At 40.3% G+C, this 22782-nt stretch carries 13 protein-coding genes; 4 read left to right on the top strand and 9 right to left on the bottom strand.

Annotation, left to right across the window (positions count from 1 at the left end):
- Window positions 1-163: 163 nt before the first annotated feature.
- Both AACW45_RS20920 and AACW45_RS20915 read right to left on the bottom strand, forming a co-directional pair.
- Entirely contained in the window at window positions 164-940 is a 777-nt protein-coding gene (locus AACW45_RS20920; protein WP_190634440.1) for an RNA polymerase sigma factor SigF, read from the bottom strand.
- A 1071-nt stretch (window positions 941-2011) separates the two neighbouring features.
- On the bottom strand, window positions 2012-2848 hold the full coding sequence (locus AACW45_RS20915) for a photosystem II manganese-stabilizing polypeptide (protein ID WP_190634439.1): 837 nt from the start codon (window positions 2846-2848) through the stop codon (window positions 2012-2014).
- Between the two features lie 1021 nt (window positions 2849-3869).
- Here AACW45_RS20915 and AACW45_RS20910 point away from each other — a divergent pair.
- Entirely contained in the window at window positions 3870-4199 is a 330-nt protein-coding gene (locus AACW45_RS20910; protein ID WP_190634437.1) for a hypothetical protein, read from the top strand.
- A gap of 17 nt (window positions 4200-4216) precedes the next feature.
- Here the strand turns inward: AACW45_RS20910 and AACW45_RS20905 are convergent, their stop codons facing one another.
- Together AACW45_RS20905 and AACW45_RS20900 are read right to left on the bottom strand one after the other, a co-directional pair.
- Window positions 4217-9244: an nSTAND1 domain-containing NTPase gene (locus AACW45_RS20905; RefSeq protein ID WP_190634435.1), complete on the bottom strand. Its 5028-nt coding sequence runs from the start codon at window positions 9242-9244 to the stop codon at window positions 4217-4219.
- 197 nt (window positions 9245-9441) lie between these two features.
- Window positions 9442-10773, bottom strand: a complete 1332-nt coding sequence (locus AACW45_RS20900) for a P-loop NTPase fold protein (RefSeq protein ID WP_190634432.1) — start codon at window positions 10771-10773, stop codon at window positions 9442-9444.
- Window positions 10774-12041: 1268 nt separating this feature from the next.
- Between AACW45_RS20900 and AACW45_RS20895 the strand changes: the two genes are divergently transcribed.
- From AACW45_RS20895 to ftsZ, 3 genes are all read left to right on the top strand, one after another.
- Window positions 12042-12887: a cell division protein FtsQ/DivIB gene (locus tag AACW45_RS20895; protein WP_190634430.1), complete on the top strand. Its 846-nt coding sequence runs from the start codon at window positions 12042-12044 to the stop codon at window positions 12885-12887.
- 854 nt (window positions 12888-13741) lie between these two features.
- The gene (locus AACW45_RS20890) at window positions 13742-14125 is read left to right on the top strand and encodes a hypothetical protein (protein WP_242045732.1); all 384 of its coding nucleotides are present in this window, start codon (window positions 13742-13744) and stop codon (window positions 14123-14125) included.
- 46 nt (window positions 14126-14171) lie between these two features.
- Window positions 14172-15464: a cell division protein FtsZ gene (ftsZ, locus tag AACW45_RS20885; protein ID WP_190634428.1), complete on the top strand. Its 1293-nt coding sequence runs from the start codon at window positions 14172-14174 to the stop codon at window positions 15462-15464.
- A gap of 391 nt (window positions 15465-15855) precedes the next feature.
- Here the strand turns inward: ftsZ and gshB are convergent, their stop codons facing one another.
- From gshB to hflX, 5 genes are all read right to left on the bottom strand, one after another.
- On the bottom strand, window positions 15856-16842 hold the full coding sequence (gene gshB, locus AACW45_RS20880) for a glutathione synthase (protein ID WP_190634427.1): 987 nt from the start codon (window positions 16840-16842) through the stop codon (window positions 15856-15858).
- 116 nt (window positions 16843-16958) lie between these two features.
- On the bottom strand, window positions 16959-17231 hold the full coding sequence (grxC, locus tag AACW45_RS20875) for a glutaredoxin 3 (protein ID WP_190634426.1): 273 nt from the start codon (window positions 17229-17231) through the stop codon (window positions 16959-16961).
- A 750-nt stretch (window positions 17232-17981) separates the two neighbouring features.
- Window positions 17982-18824 carry an exosortase-dependent surface protein XDP2 gene (locus tag AACW45_RS20870; RefSeq protein ID WP_190634424.1) on the bottom strand — a complete coding sequence of 281 codons (843 nt, stop codon included), beginning with the start codon at window positions 18822-18824 and terminating at the stop codon, window positions 17982-17984.
- 851 nt (window positions 18825-19675) lie between these two features.
- Window positions 19676-20332, bottom strand: coding sequence for a 2OG-Fe(II) oxygenase (locus tag AACW45_RS20865; RefSeq protein ID WP_190634421.1), 657 nt, complete (start codon window positions 20330-20332; stop codon window positions 19676-19678).
- A 383-nt stretch (window positions 20333-20715) separates the two neighbouring features.
- Window positions 20716-22461 carry a GTPase HflX gene (gene hflX, locus AACW45_RS20860; protein ID WP_190634532.1) on the bottom strand — a complete coding sequence of 582 codons (1746 nt, stop codon included), beginning with the start codon at window positions 22459-22461 and terminating at the stop codon, window positions 20716-20718.
- Between the last annotated feature and the right edge of the window lie 321 nt (window positions 22462-22782).

Raw genomic sequence — 22782 nt, 5'->3', positions numbered from 1 at the left:
AGCCGTTCTCAAAAGCTATAGGAAAATTTGTTTGGAACATAAACATGCCTAAAATTTTTATTCAAGGCTAAGTCTGTTCCTTTTATAACCTAATTTTTTTGATTTCAATGGTTATTTTTAGTACTGTGAGGCCAGCATAACTGCGGGGGCAACTGATTGATAGTTAATCTTCCGCTACACCCATGAGATTTTTTAACAAATCCAACCCTTTTTTGACTCGGCGAGAAACAGTAACTACGCTAATTCCTAAATGCTCTGCTACTTGTTTTTGCGTCAAATCATGTAAAAAGACACATTCTAAAACTTCACGGGTTCGTTGTTCTAGTTGAACCAAAGCTTGTTGTAGACGAATTTGGTCTTCTTGTGCTAATTGAAAACTACGGTAACGCGGATCTGGTACTAATTCGCCTAAGCTAGTTGCGCCTTCTTCTCCATCTTGGATGGGCACATCCAAACTCAAAGGTGCGCGATTGATCCATGCTAATTTAATTTCCTGCCATTCATCGGGAGAAATATCTAATGCGGCTGCTAGTTCGGAGTCTGTTGGCTGACGATTATATTTTACTCGTAAAGAACGAGAGACTCCAATAGCTTGCTGTTGCAGTGCTAAGTAGCGTCGAGGAATCCGCACAGTCACACCTTTATCTCGCAAGTAATGTTGAATTTCACCGCGAATATAGGGAATAGTAAAAGAACTAAAGGCATATCCTTTAGAAATTTCAAATTTCTCGATCGCCCTAATTAGACCTAAACAACCGACTTGCAGTAAATCTTCGTAATTTTCATGGCATTGATTCATCCAGTAGTGAGCTTCTCTTCTCACTAGCCCAAAATTGAGATTAACTAGTTGATTGCGCACAGTTTCTGAGCGAGTTTGCTGATATTCTCGCAATAACTGCCAAGTTTCATGCTTCAGTTCGTTGGTGACTGTGGTAGGCATAGCACCGCATTTGTTAAGCAAAGCAAAAAAAAGGATTCGTTGCTAAAGTTGGTGCGATGGCATGATATTAGCTAAATATCAGCCTAAATAAGCCAAATTAACCTATGGTACATAACAACTTGATGCTGAATAAACCATAGTTTTTTTTGGCGATCGCACCAAATCTAAACAAGCGAATTTAGGATTGTTTTTGTTATTTAGCTTTGGTATTCCTTGCAGCCAAATAACTCTATATAGCCAAAATATAAAATTTCTTATTAAATTTGGAACCGAGATTGTACCGAATTTGAATTATGAAGTATCCGGAGAACTTCTAAATAAAAAAAATCAACCTTTGCAAATTATGCCAAACAGTAAAAAAGATTGAGTCTAGTGAAAATACGTAAATAATTGCCAGAAAATTATAATTATTAGAAAAAGGTTTAATTTTCGCCTTAAATATACTTAGATATCTATTGTCAAGCAGTAGTTGATAGCAAGTAAGTTCTAATTTCAAACCACTATTTTTAAAGCAGATGATTTTCTTATTTATCATCTGTAAATATTCACGATGAATTTAGAGTTTAAATTTATAAATTTTGTGTAATTATGAATTTAATTTAATTGATTTAGGTTCTCTTAATAAAGATATATTTAAAAAATTACAATCTATAAATAAAAAACTCCACCTATAAGAGGATGGAGTTTAGGACTGTGGTAGGGGCGGGTTTATTTGCATCTTTGTTAATAAATGAAGATAGCGGTGAACCCGCCCGTACAAATAAATCTAAAAATCACGCCACTTGCTATGGGCGGGTATTAGACCAGATCCTTTCAATAACTAATACCTAACTGCGATCACAAATGTAACATTGAAACCCACACAAGGGCGGGGAAACCCCGCCCCTACGAAAATCTTAATTACCTATGAGAATGCGGATTGTGTATAACAATTGACAACTGGATTTTGAGATGCAAAGTGTAATAAATTAGCGATCGCGCTTTATTTGAGCCACAAAAAAACACATACACCTAGCAATAAAAGGTGTATGTGAGTTAATTTTTGCATTCAAGCCTAATGCTTACGATAAATTAGCCTTGATTGGGTTCAACGCGAGCGTAGAACAAACCACGAATTTTGACTTCTTTAGGTTCACCAGCACCTAAATCTGTATCAGAGGGCTGTTCGCTCTCGAAAGTACCTGCAATTTCACCACTAGAGCTATCTACTTTTGCTACTTGTAGGGAAATTTTGCCACTAAGAATTTCAGCACGCTTAACGTTAGTGCGGGTAAGGTCTTCATCATCTGCTTGAGCAGGTAGAGCTACGGCATTATCATAGCCACTAACAACACCACGACCTTTGGGATCTAAGAAAGCAGCACCACGATAGGAAGGTACTTTGAAACTGCCTTCAAAATCTGTGGAGGTATTAACACTATTCAAACCAGGCTGTGTTTGTGCAACTAAGTTTTTGATGGTGAATAAGAAAGGAACTCGCTCACCACCAGGGAGTTGGACAGTGATAGCTTGGAAGTCCAAACCATCTTTTTCTACAAATGTCAAGCTCTTATCTTGGTTAAATGTCAGATCGCCTTGTACCTGATCGATAGTGGAGGTATATCTGGTTAACAGCTTACCAGCAACAAATTCTGCTTCTTGGCGTTTGTTAGCGGGTTCTTCTTTAACGAAGAAATTAGTAGGTTCCAAGCAAAGTTCTTTGATGGAGTAGGACTGGCTAGAATCTAAGGGGATGGAACCACGGCTTGTTTCTGCTAGTTGAGGGCATTTGTTAGCCAAACCAGTGCCGCGAATTTGTTCATAGGTGAGTACATCTTTACTACTGCTAGCAGATGAACCATCGCTACAAGCTGTGATTAGCCCCAAGCACAAGGCCAAAAATGCAACAATTAAAGCGCGATACCTCATAGTCAACCTCAATTTCAAAAATTAATATCTAACGTTGTAAAACTGCACTAAAGTTTTGTTCTCTGATGAGAAACAGCCCTAATGGCGGGGTTTATCAGGCTAATCGCCTTTAAATGTTTCCCAAAGGGGTTACTGTTAGCTGGGTGCTACCGCTCAAATTGAATCTTTGCTAAACCTCTGTCAACCTGTTGCTGTTGGTTCTAGGATAGAAATCCTAGTTTGTCCAGTACACAGCATCGGTTTGAGATAGTCAGCATTGAGTAGAGTCTAGGCACATAGGTTAAGTATGGCCAGACACAGAGCGGTATTGGCCCTGAGCTTTCAGGAAAAGAAAAGGGGAAAATTCCCTTGGTACTTTTCTATAGCGTATGGCAAAAGTGGCATCGCTTTAGACATTATGTATGATGTATGTGTCGCCACTACATACAGCCCTTGGTTTAAATAGGGAAATCAGCCAGATCATACGATTTTTTGAAACTCAAAATCAAAGCAATCTGGTAGTGAAGTACTCCGGCTTGCTTCGCTCTTTGCGTATCGCTCATAGAAACAACCATCAACGTTTCGCGTCTCACTCGCCGTTGCCAAAAAACTGGCGACTCCGACGCTCGTTCGCTCTTAGCGTCGCCCCTTGGGCGAAGACTCGCTAACGCTCCGCTATCAACGAACCCACTCCCCGATCAACCTGACGGTTGATGCCAGTCGGGGGTCAGTCGTCGCCGCCCACTGTCCATCCCCACCCTCAGCGCAGCAGGGTGGGGACTTCCGTGATTCTGTTAACTAAGAAGATTGAGATCGCCTTTAGTTGATGTTGAGGCTGGAGGAAAGTTCACAGCTTTGATTAAGAAGCGATCGCAATTCTGTTGCATCCGCAGGTTAATCTAGTCATACTCTGCCCTTGTAGAAACCACTAAGGAGCAACAAGCAACCACCCAAAGGAAAATGGTATAACATCGCCCTTCGCCCGTAAAAGCCAAAAATCTCCGGTAAATTTGAGTAGACTTGATTTTTAGGAAAAGCAGGAATGAACAACGACAGAAGCTTAGATACAGAGAAATTGGCTTCTAAATTAGAAACGATTACAACTACGGTGTATGATGCAGTAGAAAGTTGTCAAAAAAATTCGATAGCTATTTTGGCTCTGCTGCGGCAGTTAGAGCAGTTGCACCGAGAAATCCGCGATGGCGCTTTTCAAGAAACTTTACCTGAAAATCGTCGGCAACTTTACTCGTTACTCAAAGATATTGAAGCTGAGGGTGGCTGGCCTTATATTGAGCGGATGAAGCTACAAGCTTTTTTAGCCAACTTGCAACCAGAGGATAGCACAGAGGAAAAGTTGACTGTTGACCGTTGACTTTCTTGACAGGGTTACTAGGGGTTGGGGATGATACCCTCGCAAAGAGTGCGATCGCGCTGATCGACATTGCGGTTGTGCTTGAGGTAATCATCCACCCAGTTACAACCACGTTGCAGTAAGTCATCAATATTCAAATTCCAGAGAATAATTGTGTTGTCATCGCTAGCTGAAGCTAATGTTTGCCCATCAGGGCTAAAACTGACGCTTAATACTGCACCCTGATGCCCAGTCAAAGTTTTAATTAATTTTCCCTCGCGGCTCCAGAGTTTGACTGTACGATCCCAACTCGCCGCCGCGAGGAATTCACCGTTAGGGCTGAAAGTCACAGCGCTCACGCTATCGCTATAGCCTTTTAACAAGGTTTTTAATAAGGTACCATCCTGTCGCCATAACTTGACTGTGTTATCCCAACTAGCTGAAGCTAATGTTTGCCCATCAGGACTAAAGCTGACACCTAACACCCAACTCTCTTGAGGCGAGAAAGTGGTTAGTAAAGTTCCATCACGCCGCCAGAGTTTGATGGTTTTATCGTCACTAGCAGAGGCTAAAATTTGACTGTCTGGGCTAAAATTCACGCTATTTACCCATCCATTGTGCCCCACTAGAGTTGTCAATAAGCGACCATCACGGCTCCAAAGTTTGATTGTCTTATCCTTACTCGCTGAGGCTAATAGCTCGCCATCCGGGCTAAAATTGACGCTCAGAACGTTATCGCTATGTCCTGAGAGTGTTTTTAATAAAGTACCGTCGCGTCGCCAGAGTTTGACGGTTTTGTCGTTGCTAGCTGAAGCTAAAATCTCGCCTTTAGGGTCAAAGGTGACACTAGCAACTTTATCTAAGTGTCCCTGCAAAGTTTTGTAAAGATGGACTTTGGCTTCATTGCTTTTGGGATTTCGTTCCCAGAGTTTGATTGTCTTATCCTTACTACCAGAGGCTAACATTTGACCGTCAGGACTCCAGGCGACACTTAAAACTCTACCTTGATGACCTTTGAGGATGGGTATTTTTGGGGCGTCTAAACGCCACAATTTCACGCTTTTATCATAACTAGCTGATGCGAGAAATTTGTTATCTGGGCTAAAGGCGATACTGGATACGGCATCACTATGTCCTTTGAGGGTATCTAATAAAGTGCCTGTCACACTCCAAAGATTAATGGTGTTATCTTCACTGCCAGAGGCTAACTTTTTACCATCAGAACTAAAGGTTAGGCTCCAAATTGTCTTGCTATTCTGCTGTAAAGTTTTACTGGGACGAAAATAAAAGCCATCTTTACTGTTATTGCCTTCTTTGCGCCAAAGCTTAATGATTTTATCTCTACCCCCAGAAGCTATTATTTGACCGTTAGGACTAAAGGCGACAGCCATTACACCTTGTTTATGTCCTTGCAAGGTAGTGACTAAGTTACCATCTCTTCGCCAAATTTTCACGGTTTTGTCTTCACTAGCTGAGGCAATAAATTGTCCATCAGGGCTAAAGGTAACCCAGTTAACCCATCCCCCATGTCCTCGAAGGACTTTGACTAAATTTCCATCTTTACTCCAGAGTTTAATCGTTGAGTCCTTGCTAGCAGTCGCTAATAACTCCCCATCAGGGCTAAAACTGACACTATAAATCCAATCGCCATGACCTTCTAAGGTTTTGTATGGCTGTGGGTCAAATTCCCCTGTCGTCGGATTTTTCCGCCAGATGAGTACATTTTTATCTAGACTGGCAGAAGCCAGGAAGCGTCCATCAGGGCTGAAACTGACGCTGGTGACAGCATCATTATGACCTGTGAGAGTTTGTAGTAAAGTTCCATTAGGCAGCCAAAGTTTTACAGTTGTATCCCTACTACCTGAGGCTAACAATTTACCATCAGGGCTAAAAGCAACGCCCCAGACAATATCACTATGTCCTTCTAGGCGATTTTGCTCTTTCACACCATAAACAGCTTGTTGCAAGGCTGTTACTACCCGCATTTTATTTTCTGCTTGCACTCCTTCTGAAAGTTTTAGCCTGTTCCAAGCCCGTAAACTTTCTAACAAGCCATCAAATTCTTTATTGGAGGCAAATAGAGCTTCGCTGGCAGCAGTAATAGCACTGATTTTAAAGTTAGTTTCACTACGTTCTGCTTTTAAGCTTTGCAGAATTGCCGCTCTTCTTTGTAAGTCAGCTTGCCACCATAATAGGGCTATTGACCCTGCCATGATTGCCAATACTCCGCCTGCGATTCGGGCTTCTCGCAATCGCTTTTGTAAAACTAAATTGAGTTGTTCTTGAGATAGTTTTTGTGCTACTTCAGCTCGGTCTTTTTCAATTCTGACTTTTTCTAGTTCAGCAACCATGCCATAGTTATTTTTTTGGCGAATTGGTTCCACTAAATAATCGTGAACGAGTTGATAGCGATCGCCTAATTCTTCTGGCTCGCGTAAAATTAACCCTGAACCTACCAAAATCTCTAAGATAAATTCCCAAGCCGCGTCAAAATCAGACATTGTTACCAAATTATTGCCAAGAGCAACTGACAAATCAGCCTTGGTTTTGAGGGGTCTTGTACCTTTTTCATCGGTTAATTCAAATAATAATTTCCAACTTTTCTCTTCATTTTCCTGACCGCAATCTTTGATAACTTCCTCTAGCCAGCGTTCTACTAGTTTGGTCGAGCCGCCACAGAGTTTGTATTGTGCGAGGGTAGTAATATTTTCTGTTTGTAGTTGGGCACCGACTATTTGTAGCTCAATCGGATGGACTTCATCTACTTCTTCAGCTAAATCATGCACTAATTGATTAATTAATTCATCTGTGATTTCATAATGGGAACGTTGGGTTAAACTTTTGATAATATTAATAGCATCATTGCTGTTAAATTTACCTAGAAAATAGCGAATATCTTTATCTAAAATGTTTTTATTAATGACGCCTAAATCATATAAGCCATCGCTATTTTCTTTACTTAAACGTTCAAATTCTAATAAATAATGTAAATAATCTTCTCGAATAGCTAAGATAATTTTAACAAAGGCAATATTTAAACATTCGCTAAAAAATTTATAAAATTGAATTTTCTTTTCTGGAGATGTACTGACAAAGAAAAATTCTTCAAATTGGTCAAGAATAATAATAATTGTATGATTGCGTTCCGATGCTAACCGGAGTTTTTCAATGAGGATAGTTGGGGTAATTTCTGGTGCAGCCGAGATATCTGTGTCCGCCAGTACTTGATTGACACTGCGCCCCAATGCTGTTACCCAATCTGTGTACACAGATAATACAATCGGTAAAGGAATGCGTTCGCCGATGACTTTTCCTTTTAAAGCTGGGACTAAACCTGCTTTGAGAATTGAGCTTTTACCGACACCGGAAGGCCCGTGAATCACTGTCAGTTTATAGTCAGCACGAGTAATGCGTTCAATTAATCGGCTAATATCTTGTTGGCGTCCAGATGCAGCAATTTCCTGGGCTACTTCCTCAGGAATGAAGGGTATTTTTTGCGGTTCCAGTACTGGATTAATTCGATAGCGTTGTGGCTGTAATTGACTCGCCCCAATAAAGGCGCGAAAACCGTACTGATGCTCTATTTGAATTTTTTCTTGTTTGAGGCTAAAAGCTTCTGTGTAGTCATGACGCTCAAAAAAGTAGAGCGATCGCAATTCTTCTAAAATTTCTAAATACAGGGATGGCTCATACTGGAGTTCACAGACTACCTTAGCCCATTCTAAATTATTAATTGCTTCTTCCCACTCCCCAAGATGCCTCTGTGTCCTGGCTAGCATTAACAGATACCAACTTTCCTGGCGACGGGTAACTTCTGTGGTTTGTTCTGCAATTGAAAGGGCTGTGTTGACTAATTCATGGGCTAGTACCCAATTTGATTGGGAAGCGGCTACATCTGCTAAAAAGCCGTAATCTTGAGCAACTTGGGCTTGATTACCATAATTTTCATGTAGCTTTAAAGATTTTTGGGCTAATTCTTCTAATTCTTCCCACTCTTGTAAGCGTTGCAGCATTTCGCAAGCAGGTAAGATAAATTTAGCTACTAAATCTTGTCTTTGTGCTTCCTCTAATATCTCTAAGCATTTTCTAAACCAAAACAGCGCATCTTGCCAGTATTTACTATCAGCACCTTGATATAAGTCTGCCATGCGGCGATAACACAAGCCAAGATGGAACACTACCACAGCTTGTCGCAGAAGTGGTGGCGAAGCTAATTTTGGTGGATGGGGAGAATATACTTCTAAATTCTCTTGTAAATCTCCAAATCCACTTTCTTCAGAACCTACCTGTTGCCACAGTTCTAAGCTTCTTTGATAATGAAATAAAGCATTATCGACTTGATCGTTGGCGTATTCATCACGCCCCAAAACAAATTCTAAACTTGCTTCTAATTCTGGCTCTAATTTGACTCCATATAGACGCAGTAAATCATTTCTGGCTGACTCAATTTCTCGGCGATTTTGGGATTTAGGAGCTAAATCAAGAGCATCATTTGATAAAAATTTATCAGCACCAGATTCTAAAACTTTCGCAAATAAAGATTCAGTTTCTTGGCGGATTAAAGCAATTAAATATTCTTTAGCTAATTCAAATTTAATTGTCGTAGCTGCCCAACTTTTAAAATCAGGAGCTAATCTTGACAGCATTGATGCGATGTCATCTTGTAGCCAAAATATTAGCGGAAATCGAAAAGTAGCAGCATAAATATCTCTGGCTTGATTAACACCAGCCAGAAAATTATCTAGAGCGAGAATTGACTCTAGACCAAAAACCATCACAGCTGATGGTAACGTGTCTTTTGCCACCACAGGATGATCTAAAAATAGTTCTTTGATGATTTGTGTATGTAAAGCATTCGTTGATGGTGGCAGAAATATTTCTCGAATATAGATATCTTTAGTTAGTAAGCGAAGATTGCCCAACATTTGCTCGCGTAATTGCCCATAATTACATCGGACTAAAATCAAAGCAAATTGGCCTTTAGAGAGCTTGATTGCCCGAACCATCCTTTGTAGAGCATGTTGATTATCATTAACGATAGCTGCTGTAAATTGCCACTTTGTCATAAATAAAACCAGGGCGATAAAAGAAGAAAAAATTACACATTAAGCAGCCGAAATACTTAGCAAAGCTAGGTTTTGGATTTGGGGAACAATTACAACGAGTAGCTAGTTCAGGGTGGCGTCAATCAAGCCACTAGTGATGGCTAAGAAGCATTGGCGCAAATTTTTTACAATATTTTTTAAATATTGATTTGCATTGCTTATTTATTTTGCTGCCAAGTCAGGACTTTTTCTGTTTCTGCTAATGCGGGACTAATACCAAACCAACGTCCTTGAGGATCTCGGTATTCAAAAAGATACATACTGCGTAGTAAGCTTTGGTAGTCAGACTCGCCTTTAACGCTTTGCTGCTGCACTACTTCAAATAGTAATTTCCACTGATATTCATCAATAGCTAACAACAGGTCATCTCGATAGTCTTTGATGACTGCTTCTAAGCATTCTCTAGAAAACGGCGGATCTTGTCTTTGTAAGCAACTGTACAGCAGACCTAATAAGTTACGAATGTGACCGCCACTGACACGACATATCCGACATAGGGTATCTCGATCATCAAATAAATCTGTAATTAATTCAGATCTTTCATCCCAAGGAACTTCTGGAAAAGCTCTGGCTAAAACCAGCTGGCGCAAAAGTGACATTCCTGGCTCTGAGTCTTCACCATTTCTTTGACGCACCAGTACCATTGGTAAAACTTTTGGCGCGATTCCTCCACCTAAGCGATTTTTGAGAGTTTCGTACTCGTTAGAAAAAATCAAGGCTAGGGGAATGGTATAGACTAAATGGCATTTGAGTCGGCGTAACTGCTCTCCTCGGTCAATAAACAGATACTCTGGTTGGGTGCGTCCAGAAGCTACAGGACGCATATCTACCCTATCTAGGTTATCAACGATGACTACTAAGCCTTTTTGACCGCGTTGTTTGAGCTGTTCAACAGATTTTTCTAATATCTCCTCGTTAATTGCTTGCAAAATACTGTTAGTGCGTGGCTCTAGATATTGCCTTAATTGATTGCGCATCTGGGCGCTATCTTTAGTTTTGGCAGTAATTTTGGCAATACCTAGAGATAATTCTGCTTGTCCAGATAATTCTATGGGAGTTTGTAAAAAATCTCCGATTTCTTTGAATAAGTTGGTAAAGTAACCCGGTTTGAGTTTGATACCAATTTTTTCTAAACTGACACTGACTTGACGAGCGACACTCAGCAATATATCGCTGACATCAATATCCGCCATATCTAGGTCTTGACTGGATTCAAAATAAACTACATGAAATCCTGCTAATTCCAGCTCTGCTTTGAGACGCTGTAACTCTGTGGATTTCCCACAACCAATATGACCTGTAAATAACTGACAGGTTGGCTCATCAGGGGAAATCCGGGTGATAGTACGTTGTAGTTCTTCAACTATTTTGCAACCACGTACATCAGAAAAATCTATATAGTACTGCTTATCCAGTACATCACCCATATTGAGTGTGTAGCTAGGGTTACATGCTTTATAAAACCGTGACAAATTTAGGGTCGTTCTCATGTAGATGCAGATGTAGATTTAGATCTGGTTTTATTTTGTATCTTTTGCTATCGAAAAATCTCTATCTAATATAGAGGTACGTAAGTAATGCATAGACAATAATTGTCTATTCTTGTCTAGTGGAAGACATATATCAAAGGGCTTTCTCCGAAAAAGTTGTTGAAGACATCGCTACAAACAAATATCGGTAGATTACTTCAAGCTAGTTCTTCCTTATACGTTATGTGTATCTGTCATTTGTACAGCTGCTATTGAGCTTTTGACAATCTCTGGTCTATAGTTGATTAGGCAAAAAGCGCAATAACTAAGTTTATATGTAAAAAAAGTTACTATTTCCTCGCAGATTGTTATACATATCATTTTGCGTTATTTTTGTCAATACAAGCACCAAAAATATTTATATTTAAATTAATAATTTGTAATTATCTGCAAAAAAAACTCAGATGTCTATATGTTCTAACGGCTACCTAGTAATATTTTCCGATTAATAAGCTTTGACGCGCTTAGACTTATATATTGATATTAAGGCTGTTTGATATCTTGCACCTACACTATATAAGGGTGAGCGATACAAATTAAGCTTGCCTACACAGGTTAATAAACTTAGTTTTTCGTTTTATTGCTAAAATTTAATGTTTATTGAAAATAATTAACTCTGTATAAATACTTTGGTGCAAGATGCAATCTGTTGGGTGCAGTCTCTAGTCCAAGTTAGCCTTTGACTCTGGACTTTTGACAATATGAGGACAAAATCGACTCTGTCAAGTACAGCATATTTTAGGTAAATGAGGTACGCGCTTCGGGGCATGGTAGTGCCAGTGCCCCTACAATCAACGATCGTTTCTACCTCACCAACTGGCAATCTGCTGTATGTAGATGAAAGTTGAAAACTAAGCTCTTGACAAAGAGTTGAGAACTGAAAAAAAGTAGCGATCGCTCTAACAAATCCTAAGCATTAATACTTAATAAGTTGAATGTATATATACAGATACATTAAATATTTTCAGACGGCTACTGTAGATTTTTTAGCAGATAATGGCTGTGACCCTACAGTCAAAAGGTTACATGAGAATTAAAATTAGCAGCGCTAACTTTTCGATTCCCATTTCCTCGTGCCACAATCCTAATGTAGTTGCGGTAAATTGTTACTCAAACGTGAAAAAAGTCTTGAGAATCAAGGCTACAACATGCCAACAGAGTTTACTAAAATTAATTGACCCTCCCTTGGGTATCAATAATTTTGACGCTCACCCACAATTGAGGTTTTAATGGCTGGCTTAGTATCAGTGTCCCCTATGGATTTAGCCCAACGTCGTCAAAAATTACGGCGACAGCAGCAGATGAGAATTATTCAGACTATTTGGCGAACCTTTGCTATTAGTAGTCTGGCAGGATGTTTGCTTTGGATAGCAATTCAACCAATGTGGGTACTCAATTCGCCTAATCAAATTGCTGTCAAATCAGCGAATCAATCACTGTCAGAAGAGACAATGCGATCGCTACTCGCTATTTCCTATCCTCAGTCTTTATGGCGGATTCAACCAGCTGCGATCGCAGAATCATTGAAGCAACAACCCACCATTGCACAAGCAATTGTGACGCGCCGTCTGTTCCCCCCAGGATTAATTATTGAAATCCAGGAACGAGTACCTGTAGCGTTTACTCAAGCTACTCACAGTACAAATACTGAAAATAGTAACAAACAAGAATCTGTAGGTTTAATAGATGCTAGCGGAGTTTGGATACCTTTAGATAAATACAGAGCGTTGAATTCTACTGGTACATTACCTAGTCTCAAAGTCATTGGCAAACCAGAACAATATCTACCTTACTGGAGCCAACTTTATCTGTCTGTGAGTCAAAGTTCCGTCAAAGTTACAGAAATTGATTGTCAAAATCCCACAAATTTAATTTTGAAAACCGAACTAGGAAATGTACATCTAGGCCCGCCTAGCTCCCATTTAGCCGAACAAATTAAAATGCTAGCTCAAATGCGCTATTTACCTAGCAAGTTGAATTCTAGCCAAATAGAATACATTGATATCAAAAACCCCGAAAATCCTTTAGTACAATTGAACCAAAAAAAATTAAAAGTAAATATCCGAACTCCCTAAACAGATGTTGCGGGTTTTAATGTACACAAAGCTGTGATTAACTGAATAATTATATGCCGCTAAATATATTTATTATTTTTTTAGATTTCAGTGCCCAATCAGGCAATCAGCTTTAACTACCCAATAACATGAGAGGGGAATTTACAAAACCTGCCCTAGTCAGTAAAAGCATCTCTATTTTTACTTTAACATTTAGCCATAGGGTAGAAAGTTTTCGCCAGACTAGCTTGAAAATGGGCATGGGGCATGGGAAAGAGAGATTTTCTTGTGAATGGCTAACTTGAAAATAGCGTTGACGGTTGACTATTGACACTTCGACAAGCTCAGTGCGGCGTGGTTGACTGTTGACTCTTAAGAGCGATTTTCGTATTTTGTTGTGAGATTTTCTCGTGACAATTTACCCGATGTGTCGTCAGCTTTGGTTGGTGAAAACTGGGGACATTTTATCCTCACCCTAAACTATCTAAGTTAGATAGCTATTTGGCGATATCTGTGCCAGCGACACCAGTAACGATTTCTATAAGGTAGAATATTTCTCCAACCAACGTGAGTTAACAAACTCAACAGCTAATCAATCAAGGTTTGCTATCAATTGACCAGCAACCTAAACATTAACAAGTAGAGGGCAAATTTTGTGTAATCAGGTGCAATCATCTCCAATGGTGAAACCTATTAAAAATATTTCTCAATCAGACACAAAGCCTGACAACCTGTCTTTACAAGTTGTACGGTCTGAGTGTAATTTTGGGTGTAGATTCACTTGTACTGTAGTTATATGTATATTTAAACACTGTTGTATTTGTGAGTTAGTCAAATTTAATATTGGTAATAATTTCTTTAACCAGTATTTTTCTTTGAAAGGAGATTATAAAATATACAAAATTAATTTTTTGAGAGTGGCGATCGCCAGAAAAAAAATCAATACTGTAAGTTGTAAAATTAGTAACCGTTCTAATTTATTAGTAATCGCGGGAGAAAACCATTGGCAACAGCAAATTCAAATCAAGCTAAATTACCAACCTAAGACTGAAAATATTAATCATAGACTGAAGTTATACAGATCATTTTTAAGTAAATATAGGTATACTTCTCTAGAACTAGTTGTGCGATCGGCTGCGTTCCTGGCTGATGCCGTAGCGAAATTTCGCACTCTTCATCCTGTTAGGGTTGGAAGTAGTGAGAACAATAAAGAACACTGTCATGATTTATGGCAGTGTCAAACTATAGTTGACTCTTAGGTGAGTAACACCTGAAAAAGTCGTTTATCTACCTTTCACAAATCCAATGACACTTGATAATAACCAAGGGCTTACCTATAAAAACTCCCAATCAGTGGGACAGTCAGGGTTTTCACTGGCTGTTAACTCGACCAATCCTTTTAATCACTCAGGGCTGAACTTTGGACAAAATCATGACGGTAAAAAGATGACCTCTGAAAGTAACCGCATTGGAGAGATTGTTCCTGGTAGAGTTGCCAACATCAAAGTGATTGGTGTAGGTGGCGGTGGTGGTAATGCTGTTAACCGCATGATTGAGTCTGATGTCAGTGGCGTGGAGTTTTGGTCTATTAATACAGATGCCCAAGCTCTTACTTTAGCTGGTGCTCCTAGTCGGTTACAAATCGGGCAGAAACTGACTCGCGGTTTAGGTGCAGGCGGTAATCCGGCTATTGGACAGAAAGCAGCAGAGGAGTCGAGAGATGAAATAGCTACAGCTTTAGAAGGAGCTGACTTAGTATTCATCACTGCTGGTATGGGCGGTGGTACGGGAACTGGTGCAGCACCGATAGTTGCAGAAGTAGCCAAAGAAATGGGTGCGCTGACAGTCGGTGTAGTGACACGCCCGTTTGTGTTTGAAGGACGACGCCGTACCAGTCAAGCAGAGCAAGGAATTGAAGGTCTTAAAAGTAGGGTAGATACGCTAATTATCATCCCTAACAATAAGCTGTTGGAAGTGATCCCCGAACAAACACCAGTACAAGAAGCTTTTCGCTATGCAGATGATGTCCTGCGTCAAGGGGTACAAGGTATTTCCGATATCATTACGATCCCTGGCTTAGTTAACGTTGACTTTGCGGATGTGCGAGCTGTGATGGCTGATGCCGGATCGGCACTGATGGGAATCGGCGTGAGTTCTGGAAAATCAAGAGCTAGAGAAGCGGCGATCGCGGCTATTTCTTCGCCATTACTCGAATGTTCGATTGAAGGAGCTAGAGGAGTTGTATTTAACATTACTGGTGGTAGCGATCTCACCTTGCATGAAGTCAACGCTGCGGCGGAAACAATTTATGAAGTAGTCGATCCTAACGCCAATATTATTTTTGGTGCAGTGATTGATGACAGACTCCAAGGAGAAGTCAGGATTACTGTAATTGCAACTGGGTTTACAGGTGAGCCACAAGCAGCACCACAGCAAACAGCTGCTAACACCAGAGTCACCACACCGCCACCCAGAAGACCGGTATCACAACAGCCGCCAACTGTTAGCCCACCTTCTCCTATTCCCGAACCCAAAGAAAAACCTGTCTTAGATATTCCTGATTTTCTGCAACGGCGACGCAACCAACCGAAAAATTAAGCGATCGCCAAATTAATTCTCAGGTCGAACTAAAGACAGTATAGAAAGTGTTAGGTATGGAGTTGATGCCAATCAAGAGTAAATTATTTCGGTTCCATCACTAAGATTGCTAATTAGTGACGAAACTCCTCAACCCTAACCCCAAACCTGATGAAATTGGGCATGAGTCTGCTAGCTCAGATGTCCTCAATTTTGTATGGGATAAAATAGCGAAAATAGAAATTATTTGCCGAAACTTTGGGAAGACTAGCCCCAGGAGAACTGCTCTCACTTGTATGTATTTGCGCTGTGCGATCGGGAAATTACATAGGCATAGGCTTCCCCTAAAGTAGAAGAAACTAAAAAACTCCAGAAACTAAATTATTTTTATTGATAGTTCAGTTGTCATTAGTTATTTCTTTGCGTTATCTAGTAGCGTTTGCTCTGCCCATTGAATAACTTGACTAGCAAGGTTAGTACCATCTAGTCTGTCGATTTCCCGAACTCCAGTAGGACTAGTAACGTTAACTTCAGTCAGGTAACCGCCAATCACATCAATACCCACAAAAATTAAGCCGTCTTGGCGTAATTTGTCGGCTAATTGTCTACAAATTTCCTGCTCTCTGGCGGTAATTTCCGTTTTTGCCACTGTACCACCAGCCGCCATATTATTGCGAAAGTCACTACCGCTAGACAGGCGATTGAGAGCGCCAATGGGTTCGCCATTGAGAAGAATGATTCTCTTGTCTCCCTCTTTTGCTTGTGGTAGGTAGGTTTGTACCATTACTGGTACTCGACCTTGAGAAGTGCTGAGTTCAACAATAGAGTTAAAATTGCGATCGCTTGGTTGTAAAAATAAAATCCCTTCCCCAGCTTTATTCCCTAGTGGCTTTAGCACTGCTGCGCCTTTTGCTTCTAAGAAATTGCGGATAACCAGCTTATCAGCACTCACTATTGTTTCGGGAATTACATCGGTAAACTGGAGGGCGTACATTTTTTCATTCGCCCCTCGGATACCTTTGGGACTGTTAATGACTAAGGTTTTGTTTTGGTCGATATAATCCAAAATGTAAGTTGCATAGAGATAAGCATCATTCACTGGTGGATCTGTCCGCATAAAAACAGCATCCATTGTTTCTAAGCAAGTCAACAAGCTTTCTGCATTGCTCAACTTGTACCAAGGATTTGCTGCAAAATAGCGTCCTTCCACCAGTTGAACTGGAGTAATTTCTACGCGCTGTAAAATAGCCCAGGCTTTTCCTTCTACTACAGTCAACAGATTAGCCTGCGTTATCCACACTTCATGTCCGAGTATTTGCGCTGCTTCCATTAAGGCAACACTAGTATCGTGACATGGATCGAGCTGATGGATGGGATCGATGATAAAAGCTAGTTTCACGCTTTTTGCCTCAAGCACCAGGAAATTTAAAGTTATTCAATTTACATTATCCCTTGATGTTCAGACTGATTTGCACTTCCTTGTGTAGTAAATAAAGCGTAATTTTCATCATTCATCTATAAACTATTGCTAGCTACAAGTAACTCATCTAGCTTACCTTGACGATCTAAAGCATGAATATCATCACAACCACCAACATGATCGTCGTTGATGAAAATTTGAGGCAAAGAGCGTCTTCCATTAGCTCTTTGAGCCATTTTATCCCTTGCTGTCTCATCACCATCGATGCTGTATTCAATAAATTCAACGCCCTTGGTAATTAGCAAATTTTTAGCGCGGATACAAAATGGGCAAGTCCTCCAGGTATAAATTTCTACTTTTGCCGCCATAACTTCCTCGATTAGTTTGAATATTCTTAATTTTAGACCTTTGCCAGTATTACCGTCTTTGAGTTCAGTTAAAAGTCACAATAATTTTATTTTTATACAAATAAAGTTTAGTCAATAGTCGATAGATTTTTAGCTATAGACTCTTGACTAATTGTATGTTTGCACCAGGTTTTCTTAATAAATCGATATTATTCCACTTTAAATAGTTATAGCCTCAGCAACTATACGGTGATTACTCAGCGATATTAATTTTATTTCAGTATTAACCGATATCATCAATCTAGTTAAAACTCGTTCATTTTGAAACCTGGAGTAGTGTGGGCAGCGTTCGACTGAGCAATCACGCCGAAGTCTTGCCCGCTACGAAGAGTAGGGAGCAAGATGCTCCCACTACTTTTAAAACGATGGTTCTCAAAATAGATGTGGTTTATCTAGTCGTAAAAGTTACGAGAAAGTTATGTTCCCCTAAATTGTTACTGGTAGAGTTGAAAATTTAAATTAGGGACTTCCAAATAAAAAAATATACAACTATTTATTGTGGGGTGGGCGTCTCGCCCGCCCATAGTCAAAGGCGGGCAAGACTTCGGCGTGAGCGCTCAGTCGAACGCTGCCCACCCCACAAGATTGGATAATTTATTTCTTGGAAGTCCCTTACCATTTGATTGTTAAAGCCCAGCAAAAAATAGATAGGCTGGGCTTTGTCCAGCCTGTAATTTTGAAAGCGTCTTTTTCTTACTCACAGAGTATAGTTTAAACTTTTGCTAGGCGCTTCTTGTTCAAGACTTTGAGGGCACTCATTGCTACTAACGCCAGGGCAGCAGTTGTACTAGGTTCGGGTACACTTCTAGCGATAACTTTGAAATCAGGGCCGTTGTAATCTGCGTTAGCACTTACTTGAATGCCTTTAATACCCTTGCTAGCTTGTTCATCGTTTAATCCTAGTTCCTTGAGGCTTACCCCCCAAGAACCAACTTTTTGAGCAGCACCAATTTCAGTCGTGTCAATCTGGTAACCTGCGTCTTTCTGACCGTCACCTCTTGTCAGTTTCAGAAAGTTCCCAAGTAAATTGCCATTTTCATCAATTGCTTGAATACCCAAATCACTATTCTTATTCCGTTCCCAAAAGAAGAGGTTGTCTAAACCAGAAGCATCTTGCCTAATAGTAGTGTCAAACCAAAGGTTCATTTTAAAAGACCCGCTATCTTCAGTATCAATAATGTTGTTGAGGTTATTGTTACCCAAGTAAGCAGCAATTCCCTTAGCATCGGGATTTTCCTCGACTTCTATACCTTTGGGTTTAGAAGCTTTATCACCTCTATCTGTACTGGCTGCACCAAGAGTATTCTGGGTTTTTTGATCATTTTCCAGAATATTAACCCTATTAACAAAGGAAAAATTAGAAAATGTCTGGTCTTTTCCTTGCTTATCTTTTTGAGTAATAGATTGTAACCAAATATCTCCCTGAGAGATATTTTGAGGATAGTTAGAGTAGCTAACATTTGTTTTAAAATCTGCTGCTTGAGCAGATGGGGCAAGCAGTAAACTGCCACCAAAAGATATCAAAATTAAGGTGGATATGCGTTGAATGCTCATAAAATTTTTTGTGGTTGTCATACATCAAGCTGTTACGTTTTGCCTGTAATCTCAAAAGATATGATTTTCTCACTGGAATCCAGCCAAAACTTGGCAAATTTTTATCACAGAGTTTTGTAATTGTTGGGTACTGTCAACACTGATAGTTTCAGTGAAGGCTACGGCTAAGTTAGTGATGAATATAAGTTGCCACAGATCGTGACAGATAGTCTAGAGTTTTAGACATATTCATGAAATTTTTAATTTAGGCATTTAAAACCATCGGATTTTATGGAATAGTTCCTGTTGGTGTAAGAGTGCCAAGTGACTTTTTTGAGAAAACCAACAGTAAAATAACAGGTATAATTAACTGAATTATTGCTCGGATAAGAATATCTGGCTTTTCAACTAGTCATATTCTCTAGCCCTGAATGTTAGGGTAAGCTACATCCTTATTAAACTTAATTCAGTATATATAGCAATCCTATTTGATATACGAACAAAAAGGACAAGGGAGACAAGGGGGAGAAGGAGGACAAGGGAGATAGGTGTTTGTAACTCTTAAACGCATTACTATATATAGCAATCCTATTTCATGGTTACAAAATATCGGTTTTGGCTGTTGATTGTTGACTATTGACTGTCAACGCTTAACAGTCAACAACTCTAGATGTAATACCAATTGGAAAAAAGAATGCGACAGATTGTAGGGGCACTGGCAATGCCATGCCCTCTAGAATATTTTGATGTGTAGCAAAGATTATTGAAATTGGTATAATATTTCATAAATCATTGACGATTTCTATAGCAATACTGATAGAAAGATGCAATATACACGGCAGTTTAAACTGTTATCTTTCTCCTGTAATTAGTCAAACAATAGAGCGATTAACCCAGCCGTTAATAGTGAAGCGGCTATCTGCAAAAACTCTAGAGGGGCAAACTACAGGCAGTACTTCATGCATATAGTGACTGAGAAAAAATACAATACTATTATTTCGAGGCTCGACTTTTTGAAAAGAATCGGCATTTACATAAAAGCTATTGGCAATTTTGCTATCGTAAATCAGCAATTCTCCCCCTGAGAATTTTTTAGGTTCTTGATAAAAATAATAAACATAAGTAATTTCTCTCAGGCTAGTTTCTGGGCTACCATTATCATTATGAATTTTGTAATAATTACCATCATTATGGGCAGTGAGTTGGCTTTCAATATAATTGCTCGTAAATGCAGGTATTTCTAATTTATCTATGACTTCAGGTAAAACAGCTGCTATTTTCTGCAAAATTAATTGAGAAAAATCTGGGAAATAATAAAGCACCTTTGATTGACGATAATTTACTTCATTGGTAGAAGTACTGGTATTTACAAAGTTTGCTTCTTGTTGGCAAACATATTCGAGTAGTTGCTGATGTTCTTCTGAAGTGAGAAAGTTATCTATTTGTAGATATTTAGATGGCAAAATATTGATATTTTCACTTGCTACTATATTTGTTGTTGGTGGGCAATTTTGGGCTTCTATAGTCATAATTATTAATATGTGTAGACAAAATATTTACATTTACAGCAGATTGCTAGTTGGTGAAGTACAGACTATATCGTTGATTGTAGGGGCACTGGCACTGCCATGCCCCAAAGCGCGTACTTCATTTACCTGAAATCTGCTGTATATAACGGGAGCATCCCAAATGTGCAAAAACGCCCTCACCCTATAAGGGTGGGGCTAGAAATACGAAGCCTGCCTTCGCAGGCTAAAAGTTTGATAGCCTGCGAAGGCAGGCTTTGTTGGTATAGCAATACGCTAGAAGGATATTGCGTCAAAATTGGGATGCTCCCTATATAACAAATGCCGTAGTTAAATATAACTACAGCATTTTAACTAAAAGACAAAATTTACTAAATTTTTAGTATTTACCGCGAGTCAACAGCATATTGAATCAGCTGGGTTAAGCGATGGCGTAGGGTTTCCAATCCTAAACGCTGGCTAGCAGATATAAATACTGCTAAAGGAAACTCTTCTCGTGCTAAGGCTAGGGTTTCGCTGTTGACTTGGTCGATTTTGTTAAAAACCACTAGTGCTGGGCCTGGAGTCACGGGCATTTGGGCGAGAATGTCTCTAACTGAGCGAATATGGCTCAACCAAGCTGGATGAGACAAATCGACTAAATGCAGTAAAGCATCTGCTTCTGTGACTTCTTCTAAGGTAGCGCGAAAAGCATCCATTAGTGAGGCTGGTAATTCATGTATAAATCCTACTGTGTCTGTCAGTAGAATCTCTTGGGTTTCACCTGTCTCGGCTTGGGAAATTACTAGACGGCGCGTGGTAGGATCAAGAGTCGCAAATAGCTGGTCGGCTGTATATACCTCCGCATTGGTGAGGGCATTGAGCAAAGTTGATTTACCAGCGTTGGTATAACCAACCAAAGCTACTGAGGGGACTTCTCGATGCTGTCGGCGTTGGCGTAACCGGGAACGATGGGCTTGCAACTGGTTGACTTCTTGTTGCAATCGCGAAATCCGTCGCTGAATGGCGCGGCGTTCAGTTTCTAGTTTGGTTTCACCAGGGCCTCGAGTACCGATACCACCCCCTAATCGGGACATGGCTTGCCCTCTACCAGTCAGGCGAGGCAGCATATATTCTAGCTGTGCTAGTTCGACTTGTAATTTACCAGCACGGGACTGAGCGCGTTGGGCGAATATATCTAATATGACTTCGGTACGATCGACTACCCGAACGCCTATTTGGGCTTCTAAGTTGCGGACTTGGGCGGGTGAGAGATCGCGATCGAAGACGACGAGAGTTGCGCCTAAAGTTTGGGCTGTTAGGGCGACTTCTTGGACTTTACCTTCGCCAACGACTGTTTGAGGATGAATCCGCGATCGCTTTTGTTGTACTGTCTGTAAAACATCGCCCCCGGCTGTATCTACTAACCGTGCCAATTCCGCCAAGGTATCGTGGAATTCTAAATGACTCTTTTCGTCTGTCATCACTCCCACAATTAACACGCGATCGTGGTCGATATCTACTTGCTGGGCAACAAATTCTCGCTGAAATTCAGCTTCCAGATTTTCCACTAAATCGAGAAAATCCTGCTGTGTTAATTCATCCAAACTCATTGGTGGCGATACATTCCAGCTTGGCGACTGCACACCACTCGACCCAACTTTAGATAAATTCCCACTGGCCAGCACAGCCTGAGATTCCTGGGGTGTCAGGTGAGCTAAATAAGCTTCTTTGACGTAGCCAGTAGCGCCGCCACCTCGACGGGTAAATCCCGTGCCGGTAATATTTAGTACTACCAATGCATCTAAACGTTGCAAAGCCATCGCTGTCAGCGCCCCTTCATTGGGTGGTTCTGACTTGAGATGAGTGGCAATGCAACGAATACCGCTAAGTCGTTCTGCACCATAACGGGGCAATTCTAGCGGTGGGATTTGCGTCTGACGCGGTGTGCCTACCCCTACACGAATCACTTGTCCGCGACGGTTGAGGTAGGCACACACAGGCTGATTTATCTCTGTACTGATTGCTGCCAGTCGCTGAGAAAACTCGGACGTACTGATGCGATCGCCCGGTATGCGCTGGTGGTACAGCCGCTGTAGTTGCTTCAGCTGGCTGGACTTTAAACCTTGGAGATTTCCATAGATAGTCTCTATAGGCGTTTATGACCAGTTAATGGCCCTCCGAATCCTTCTATTGTTTATTTTACAACATGCCAAAAACAGCAAACTCTATCTTCTGGGGTTTGCACTGTGCTTTAATTACATCTAGTTTGAGGCTGGGAATGAAGGCAGTCTAGATGAAACAAAATTTCATCGCCATGTATGAAAGATAAGGGAGACAAGGAGGACAAGGAAGAAATAAATCTTTCAAGTCAGTCAATCACGGGAAAATCCCACAACCAAGCATGAAAGTATGATATTTTCCCAAATGGTACTCCAAAACGAGGTTGTGGTTCACTAGTGCAACATTAGCCT

Origin of the sequence: Calothrix sp. FACHB-168 (assembly GCF_963889195.1) — a bacterium.
GTDB lineage: Bacteria > Cyanobacteriota > Cyanobacteriia > Cyanobacteriales > Nostocaceae > Aulosira > Aulosira anomala_A.
The sequence above is the reverse complement of the archived record's forward strand: the minus strand, read 5'-3'. Positions and strand labels throughout refer to the sequence as shown.

Bases quoted from the DNA above. Each gene is read 5' to 3' on its own strand.
- AACW45_RS20905 (WP_190634435.1), bottom strand. From the start codon at position 9,244: ATGACAAAGTGGCAATTTACAGCAGCTATCGTTAATGATAATCAACAT.
- grxC (WP_190634426.1), bottom strand. From the start codon at position 17,231: ATGGCGGCAAAAGTAGAAATTTATACCTGGAGGACTTGCCCATTTTGT.
- AACW45_RS20920 (WP_190634440.1), bottom strand. From the start codon at position 940: ATGCCTACCACAGTCACCAACGAACTGAAGCATGAAACTTGGCAGTTA.
- AACW45_RS20870 (WP_190634424.1), bottom strand. From the start codon at position 18,824: ATGAGCATTCAACGCATATCCACCTTAATTTTGATATCTTTTGGTGGC.
- AACW45_RS20915 (WP_190634439.1), bottom strand. From the start codon at position 2,848: ATGAGGTATCGCGCTTTAATTGTTGCATTTTTGGCCTTGTGCTTGGGG.
- AACW45_RS20865 (WP_190634421.1), bottom strand. From the start codon at position 20,332: ATGACTATAGAAGCCCAAAATTGCCCACCAACAACAAATATAGTAGCA.
- AACW45_RS20895 (WP_190634430.1), top strand. From the start codon at position 12,042: ATGGCTGGCTTAGTATCAGTGTCCCCTATGGATTTAGCCCAACGTCGT.
- AACW45_RS20910 (WP_190634437.1), top strand. From the start codon at position 3,870: ATGAACAACGACAGAAGCTTAGATACAGAGAAATTGGCTTCTAAATTA.
- AACW45_RS20900 (WP_190634432.1), bottom strand. From the start codon at position 10,773: ATGAGAACGACCCTAAATTTGTCACGGTTTTATAAAGCATGTAACCCT.
- ftsZ (WP_190634428.1), top strand. From the start codon at position 14,172: ATGACACTTGATAATAACCAAGGGCTTACCTATAAAAACTCCCAATCA.